This is a genomic window from Ruegeria sp. H3 (genome assembly GCF_056533095.1).
Window position 1 is genome coordinate 203,531 of sequence record NZ_JBQFOD010000006.1, and the last position, 6,979, is coordinate 210,509.

General features: G+C 58.1%; 8 protein-coding genes and 1 pseudogene. 5 read left to right on the forward strand and 4 right to left on the reverse strand.

What is annotated here, in order from left to right; genetic code table 11:
- Window positions 1-39 precede the first annotated feature (39 nt).
- Window positions 40-609: a cobalamin biosynthesis protein CobQ gene (locus tag ACR0JE_RS09760; protein ID WP_480864017.1), complete on the forward strand. Its 570-nt coding sequence runs from the start codon at window positions 40-42 to the stop codon at window positions 607-609.
- 78 nt (window positions 610-687) lie between these two features.
- Here the strand turns inward: ACR0JE_RS09760 and ACR0JE_RS09765 are convergent, their stop codons facing one another.
- Window positions 688-1,008, reverse strand: a complete 321-nt coding sequence (locus ACR0JE_RS09765; protein WP_008757056.1) for a DUF6280 family protein — start codon at window positions 1,006-1,008, stop codon at window positions 688-690.
- Window positions 1,009-1,226: 218 nt separating this feature from the next.
- Here ACR0JE_RS09765 and efp point away from each other — a divergent pair, with 218 nt between their 5' ends.
- The gene (gene efp / locus ACR0JE_RS09770; protein WP_480542209.1) at window positions 1,227-1,790 is read left to right on the forward strand and encodes an elongation factor P; all 564 of its coding nucleotides are present in this window, start codon (window positions 1,227-1,229) and stop codon (window positions 1,788-1,790) included.
- Between the two features lie 62 nt (window positions 1,791-1,852).
- Here the strand turns inward: efp and ACR0JE_RS09775 are convergent, their stop codons facing one another.
- Entirely contained in the window at window positions 1,853-2,794 is a 942-nt protein-coding gene (locus ACR0JE_RS09775) for an ABC transporter transmembrane domain-containing protein (protein WP_480864018.1), read from the reverse strand.
- Between the two features lie 111 nt (window positions 2,795-2,905).
- The gene (gene ygfZ, locus ACR0JE_RS09780; RefSeq protein WP_480542213.1) at window positions 2,906-3,643 is read right to left on the reverse strand and encodes a CAF17-like 4Fe-4S cluster assembly/insertion protein YgfZ; all 738 of its coding nucleotides are present in this window, start codon (window positions 3,641-3,643) and stop codon (window positions 2,906-2,908) included.
- Between the two features lie 73 nt (window positions 3,644-3,716).
- Here ygfZ and ACR0JE_RS09785 point away from each other — a divergent pair, with 73 nt between their 5' ends.
- Window positions 3,717-4,391, forward strand: a complete 675-nt coding sequence (locus tag ACR0JE_RS09785) for a TIGR04283 family arsenosugar biosynthesis glycosyltransferase (RefSeq protein WP_480864019.1) — start codon at window positions 3,717-3,719, stop codon at window positions 4,389-4,391.
- A gap of 7 nt (window positions 4,392-4,398) precedes the next feature.
- Here the strand turns inward: ACR0JE_RS09785 and ACR0JE_RS09790 are convergent.
- Window positions 4,399-5,145: pseudogene (locus ACR0JE_RS09790) on the reverse strand (hypothetical protein); the annotation flags it as partial.
- 104 nt (window positions 5,146-5,249) lie between these two features.
- Here ACR0JE_RS09790 and ACR0JE_RS09795 point away from each other — a divergent pair.
- Both ACR0JE_RS09795 and ACR0JE_RS09800 read left to right on the forward strand, forming a co-directional pair.
- A complete protein-coding gene (locus tag ACR0JE_RS09795; protein WP_480864020.1) occupies window positions 5,250-6,020 on the forward strand; it encodes an alpha/beta hydrolase in 771 nt (256 codons plus the stop codon).
- Between the two features lie 91 nt (window positions 6,021-6,111).
- Window positions 6,112-6,951 (forward strand): EamA family transporter, encoded by an 840-nt coding sequence (locus ACR0JE_RS09800; RefSeq protein WP_480864021.1) that lies wholly within the window; start codon window positions 6,112-6,114, stop codon window positions 6,949-6,951.
- Window positions 6,952-6,979: the final 28 nt, after the last annotated feature.

Below are 6,979 nucleotides of genomic sequence, written 5' to 3' on the forward strand. Positions count from 1 at the left end.
TGCAGATGACCTGATTTGACGCCGAAGGGAAAGCCCTGGATGAACACGCCCGCGCATCTTTTGATCGGCGCCGCCGTTTTTGCTCGGCCCGCACATGGGCGCATTCTGGGGGCCGCCTTGCTGGGGTCGTTGCTGCCAGACCTGTCGCTTTATCTGATGGCGGGGACATCACTCTATGTTCTGGGTATCCCGCCAAATGTCGTCTTTGATGAGCTTTATTTCTCATCCACTTGGCAGACGATCTTTGCGATCGACAATTCATTCATTCTTTGGGGGCTGGCTTTGACACTGGGCGTGTGGCGAGGCTGGTCATTTCTGATTGTGATGGCTTCTGCTGGATTGCTGCATCTGGCAACGGATTTCCTGCTTCACGCCGGTGATGGGCGCCCGCAATTTTGGCCGCTCAGCGACTGGGTCTTTCATAGCCCAGTCAGCTATTGGGACAGTACGCATCACGCATTCTGGGTTGTGCCGATCTCGACCCTCATCTGCGCAGCCGCTTATGCGGTTTTGTGGCGCCGGGGCCTTTCGATCACGGCCAAGGTATTTTTCACTGTGTTGCTGGGCGCTGAATTTTGGACTGCTTGGCAATGGTTGCGGTTTTTCTGACCGCATTCTTCTGATCACACAAAGAAAAACGCGCCCCGGTGACAGGGGCGCGTTTTTTTAAACCGGCAATTTGCAGGTTCAGGCTGCTTCGGCCTGCTGAGCGGCGTTGCGACGCTCGCTCTCTTCGCGCGACAGCGCCACAGAGGTGCGCACGCCACGACCGACGAACTCCATCAAGCCACCGACAACCCGCTCGTTGGGGTCGATACCGGCACAGGATAGAACTTCGCGCCCATCACGCGAACGGGCCCAGCGGGCGATCTGTTCGGGGCCATTGCCGTATTTCTTGTCATCGGCGATAGCATCATCAAGCGCAGCCAACACAACGGCTGCAAAAAGTTTGCGAGCACGATTGCCTTGCTCATTGTTAAAGGCAGTGCCGTCAACGAAATCTCTCATCTCGTCTTCCTTGTTGTTCTTGCTCTTGCATTTTCGGCGTGACGGTCCTTATGACCTATTAGGTGCGATTCGGATACACCTAAAATGCATAGTTGCGTTGCGTCATGTGCATAGCTTGCTGCGGGTGCAGCACTAAGTGTCGTTGTCTTGTCAGGGTTGGTCCTGCCAGATATAGGGACGGCAACTGACGCATCAACCGTTTGTGAAGGAAATATGTAATGCCCAAGATAAATGGGAACGAAATTCGCCCCGGCAATGTGCTTGAGCATAACGACGGGCTGTGGGCAGCTGTAAAGGTGGATCACGTAAAGCCCGGTAAAGGCGGCGCTTTTGCTCAGGTCGAGCTGCGCAACTTGCGCAATGGGTCCAAGCTGAACGAACGGTTCCGTTCTGCGGATAAGGTCGAACGCGTGCGCCTTGAGCAGAAGGATCAGCAGTTCCTGTACGAGTCCGATGGCATGCTGGTGTTCATGGATGCCGAGACCTATGAACAGATCGAACTGCCAGCTGACCTGCTGGGCGAACGGCGCCCGTTTCTGCAGGACGGCATGACAATCGTTGTAGAATTTTATGAAAGCGAGGCGTTGAACGCGACGCTGCCGCAAAAGGTGACTTGCAAGATTGTCGAGACCGAGCCGGTGGTCAAAGGTCAGACCGCAGCGAACTCGTTCAAACCGGCGATTTTAGACAATGGTGTCAAGGTCATGGTGCCGCCCTTTGTCGGGCAGGATGAGATGATCATCGTAAACACCGAGACCATGGAATACTCCGAACGCGCGTAACACTGCATCAAGCGTTCCATGGACCCAAAAGACCGCGCAAGCACCCGCTGCGCGGTCTTTTTTTATGGTTTGTTTATCCGACGATAGCGCGACGGGTCAGGGCCGAATAACTCAAGCATCAGCTCATACTTGATACGGTTCGCACTAACTTGCCGGTAGAAGGCGATCAGGAATGACGTTGGCCCCTGAATTCGGCTGAGCCCACTGGTGGCGGCTACCACGGTGCCCACATCGGTTCGGCCCTGAAGCACCAACCAGCCGCCCAGCATCAGAACTCCGACAGTACCAGCACCATTGATGACGCTCAGAAGAAATTTGGCTGATAGTTTCCACAGAAACATTCTCCGCCGTGTTTCATATATAATGTCAAACATCGCGTTGATGTCGTGTTCGGCCGCTTTCAAATCATCAGTGGTCAGAGTGTCAGTGGCCTGTCGCAGAACACGGACACGTTCAGCGACAAAGACGTTCACTTTTCGTTGCGACATCAAGACGATAACGATTTGTGGCACGATCATCGAAAACGCAATCATTCCAAGCCCCGGTTGGGTAGAGGAGATATAGCCGATCACGCTGATCAGGGTGCCGATCTGCACCACAGGATCCGAGAACGCACCACCTGCAAATTTCCCGAGCTCCTCGGCCTCGGCCGATATCGCGGTGCTCATTGCACCCTTGCGGAGGGTTTCACCTGATGAATTCAAATCAGTCGAACGCCACAGAAGGCGCTGGCGGATCAGGCGGATCAGGTCCTCACCCAGGGTTCCGGCACGATACCCCAAGACCCATTTCAGCGCGAGGCTTAGAAGAATGACACCCATCATGCCAAGGCCCAACAGAACCAGCCGCTCGATCCCCACATCGGTCGAGGTCAGGTGGTTGATGATGTCACGCTGAAACTCCAGTGGAACCGCAGCCAGTGCAGCAACGGCCAGTGAGAGCAGGATCAGAATAATCTGCCGCCCTGCGCTAGCGCGCCAGATTGCGGTGTAGAGCTTTAGCATGACGGCACCCGGATGGTTTCGACGCCCTCAGTTTGGCAGTGCGGGACAGCAGATCAAACCTGTCCGCGGCTGAGCCGCGTTCAAGCGTAACGCATCGGCAACAGCGCGGGTCTAGTCGGCGCGTGTGATCACTGCACCCTCGGCACGCATTTCGCCTTTGGCACGATCGAAGCGCAGATGTGCGATCCCATGCGCCCCGGATTGAGTGAACAGAGTCCCCGCCGGTTTCCCGTCAGCTTTGATCTCGGTTCCTGCTGGCGCGCTACCTTCAACCCGAACCCGGCACAGTCCTTTGCGTAGCTCGGTCTTGTGTTTCATCCGGGCGGTAACCTCTTGCCCGACATAGCAGCCTTTTTTGAAATCCACGCCGTTCAGGTCTTCGAAACGCGACTCAAGGATGTAGCTGTCCGGATGCAGTTCTATCCCGCTTTCGGGAATACAATGTCGCACACGGATGGCATCCCAATCGGTCCCGTCATCACCTTCGGGCCCATCGGTGTAAACGCGCCAGCCCATGTCCGCATCGCGCGGATCGGGCAGGGCGCCTTCGGGCGCAGGCCCCGTGCCACGCTGGAGGTTCAAGCCCGCGGGCTCAATCGCCACATCTGCCCGCAGCTTGTACATGCCCAGCCGTTTTGCCAGCCCGTCGCCCAATTCTTCCGCAACGTCCAGCAGTACGGCGTCACCGTCTCGCTTGAGAAAGAAATCAGCCAGATACTTGCCCTGAGGGTTCAGAAGCGCCGCATAGACCAGCCCGGCCTCCAGTCCACCAATATCGTTGGTGATCAGATCCTGCAAAAAACTCTCGGTGTCCGAGCCGGTCAGGCGCAGGATGCGGCGATTGGGCATGGCAGGGTCCTCGTCATTTGCTCTGGCCTCGTGATATAGGAAGTTCTGCTGCCAAGACCAGAGGTTATCAGCTGTGCCCGCGCCGATCAGCATCGTGATCCCGACATTGAATGCAGAACCAACGCTGCCCGCTTGTTTGCAGGCCCTGATGGAGGGGCTGCATGCGGGCCTGATCCGCGAGTTGATCATAAGCGATGGTGGCTCGACCGATCTGACACCGGAGATCGCTGAAGAAGCCGGGGCAGAGCTGGTCGACGGACCCGCCTCGCGCGGGGGACAGTTACGGCGTGGCTGTGCCCTGGCCAAGGGTGATTGGGTGCTGATCTTACACGCCGATACTGTGCTGGAACCAGGTTGGGCAAAACCCGTGGTGGACCATCTGGCTTTGCAATCCCCTGCGGCGTTTCGGTTGTCATTTCGCGCCAAGGGATTGGCCCCGCGCTGGGTCGCCGGTTGGGCCAACCTGCGCAGCGGCTTGTTCAGCTTGCCTTATGGCGATCAGGGTTTGTTGGTTCCGCGCGATGTCTATCTGCGTGCCGGAGGCTATAAGGACCAGCCATTGATGGAGGACGTGGCCCTTGCGCGCGCACTGCCTCGGATCACGCTGCTGCAGGCTCGCGCCGTCACGAGTGCGGAGCGTTACGAACGGACGGGCTGGCTGCGACGGGGGGCTCGGAATCTGTGGACCTTGATGCGCTATCTTCTTGGGGCTGATCCGGAACATCTTGCTCAGATGTATCGGCGCTAAAGGAAGTGCGCAGTTCGACAATAGATTTGCCCAGCCTGAAGGGCGCGGCAAAGCTGACCAGACACAACGCAACGATCTGCAGAACCAGAATATGCGCGTTGGCCTGCAGGTATTCCCATTCGTCCTTCAACTTGCTGACCTGCTCGATCAATTCGTCATAGCTTTGGGCCAAAATCAGGTAGTCCCCTGCAATCGCGGGCACTTTGCGGCGCATGTTGTCAATCGCGGTCTGTGTGTCGTCGTCCAATGATGTGAAAACCAGGAACTGATCGATGTCGAACGCATCCGCCTTGGCTGACATCTGCTCCATCTCATCCTTCTCTTGACGCCCAAACAGGAAATGCAGCCCTTGCAGCGGAGCGACCTCATTTGTGACCTCGATGAACAGCGGCAGGTCGGCATTGCTGGCGGTGGAGGCCGACAGAAACTCGACCTTTTCGCACAGAACGCCCGTGTCGGGGTCATAGGCCGGATCGCAGAACCGCAACCTGAAGCGCGCCGCATCGCGATCAAAGGCGGATGAGGCTGCATAGGCCACATCAATCTGCCGATCCAGCCGAGAGCTATCGGCGGTATAAAGACCCGCCAGAACAGCGACCAAAGCACCGATACCGCCCAGCACGACCCAGACCAGATCAGCCAGTTTCCACGCCCGGTGACCTGCGGGTTTGCGGAACAGAAAGCCGGTTCCGACCAGTCCCAGCACAAAGAACAGGATAAGCAGGGGCAACTGGTTTTCGGTCACAAATGTCATGATACCAAGTTTAGGCGCTGCAATGCGCTGCGCAACCGGGATCACATGCAGTTGTTTCGTCTTACAGGATGCTCATACTGGACCTAAGCAGTCAGGAGGTATTCGTGACCAACGACATTGTTCTGATACATGGCGCGTTTGCGGGTCCGTGGTGCATGAAGGATTACGCCGATTTCTTCCGTGCGCGCGGTTGGACGGTCCATACTCCGGCTCTGCGGTATCACGGCGGCAATCCACAGGCCGAGCCGGATCCGGGACTGATCGACACCAGCGTCGCGGACTACACAGATGACATCGCAGCATTTGTCGAAGGTTTGGACAGCAAACCTGTCCTTCTAGGGCACGCCATTGCAGGTGTTGTGGCGCAGCAGGTCGCAGCACGTGGGTTGGCCAGCGCAATTATATTGATCAACCCGAACGCGGCGTGGGGGACGTTGCCTGAAACCGATGACGAACGCGCCGTGCCACGCGCTTTGATGGAGGGCGGGGCGTTCTGGAAACAGCCCATGCGGGTCGAGTTCGACCTGATGGCCCCCTTTGCACTGAACAAGATGCCCGAGGCGCAGCAGCATGAGGTGTTCGACCGATTGGGCGCGGAAAGCGGTCGCGTAATGTTCGAGATGTTCTTTTGGATGTTCGATGATCACCACGCGATGAAGGTGGATATCGACAAGGTTGACTGCCCGGTGCTGATCGTTTCCGGCACCGAGGACCGGGCCGTGAACCCCAACACCTGCCGCGCGCTGGCGAAACTTTACGGGGATCGCGCGACCTTCCTGCCGGTCGAAAACCACGCGCACTTCCTGTTCATGGAGCCTGGGTGGGAGGGGCCAGCCACCCAAATTGCCGATTGGCTTCAGGAAAAGCTGGGTTAAGCCACACATCCCGTATTGAGATCGCCTGAACACTGTGCAACCTGCGGTGCTGACCCTATCAGGGCGAATATTCAGCGCGGAAGGCACAAGCGTGACCCTGTTTGTCATCCTCATCATTCTTACGGCGGCTTTGCTGCACGCGGTCTGGAATGCCATTGTCAAAACGTCTGCGGACCGGACAACGACGCTGGGCCTTGTGGCGTTTGGACACGTCATTCCGGCCTCGGTGATGATCCTGCTGCTGCCGCTTCCGAACGCTGAGAGCTTCATCTACATCGCACTCTCGACCGTTGTGCATTTTGGCTATTACTTCATGCTGGGCAAAGCCTATCAGCATGGCGATCTGAGCGTCGTTTACCCCATTGCACGGGGCATTGTGCCCGCGTTGGTCTCGCTCTGGGCCATGGTGCTGGTGGGTGAGGTTCTTCCCCTGCAAGCCTGGGCCGGGATCGCCCTGATCGCGCTGGGCATCCAGCTGAGCAGTTGGAGCGCCCTGCGATCCGGCGTCGGGCGCAGCGCGCTGGGCTTTGCGCTGGGCACGGGGTTCTGCATCTCGATCTACTCGGTGGTCGACGGGATCGGTGTGCGGCTGTCGGGCAATACGCTCAGCTACTGGGCCTGGGGCGCGTTCCTGCACCTGTTCATCGCGGGGTTTGTGGGGGTGCGCAAGCGGGACACGCTGGCGGCGCTGCCCGCCAAAGTCTGGATGATCGGCATCCTTGGCGGGCTGGTGTCGATGACGGCCTATGGTCTGGTGCTCTACGCCAAGAATTTTGCGCCTTTGGGGGCCGTGTCGGCCCTGCGCGAAACCTCGGTGATCTTCGCGGCGCTGATCGGGTTTGTGTTTTTGCACGAGGGCAACTGGATGCGCCTTCTGGGGGCTGCGGTCCTGATGGCGTGCGGAGTGGCCCTGATCGGGTTGGCGGTGTGAGGGGTGTGCCGGGCTGAAGCCCGGAGTG

Excerpts from the sequence above, each read along its gene's own strand:
- efp (WP_480542209.1), top strand. The coding sequence starts at position 1,227 with ATGCCCAAGATAAATGGGAACGAAATTCGCCCCGGCAATGTGCTTGAG.
- ACR0JE_RS09765 (WP_008757056.1), bottom strand. The coding sequence starts at position 1,008 with ATGAGAGATTTCGTTGACGGCACTGCCTTTAACAATGAGCAAGGCAAT.
- ACR0JE_RS09760 (WP_480864017.1), top strand. The coding sequence starts at position 40 with ATGAACACGCCCGCGCATCTTTTGATCGGCGCCGCCGTTTTTGCTCGG.
- ACR0JE_RS09775 (WP_480864018.1), bottom strand. The coding sequence starts at position 2,794 with ATGCTAAAGCTCTACACCGCAATCTGGCGCGCTAGCGCAGGGCGGCAG.
- ygfZ (WP_480542213.1), bottom strand. The coding sequence starts at position 3,643 with ATGCCCAATCGCCGCATCCTGCGCCTGACCGGCTCGGACACCGAGAGT.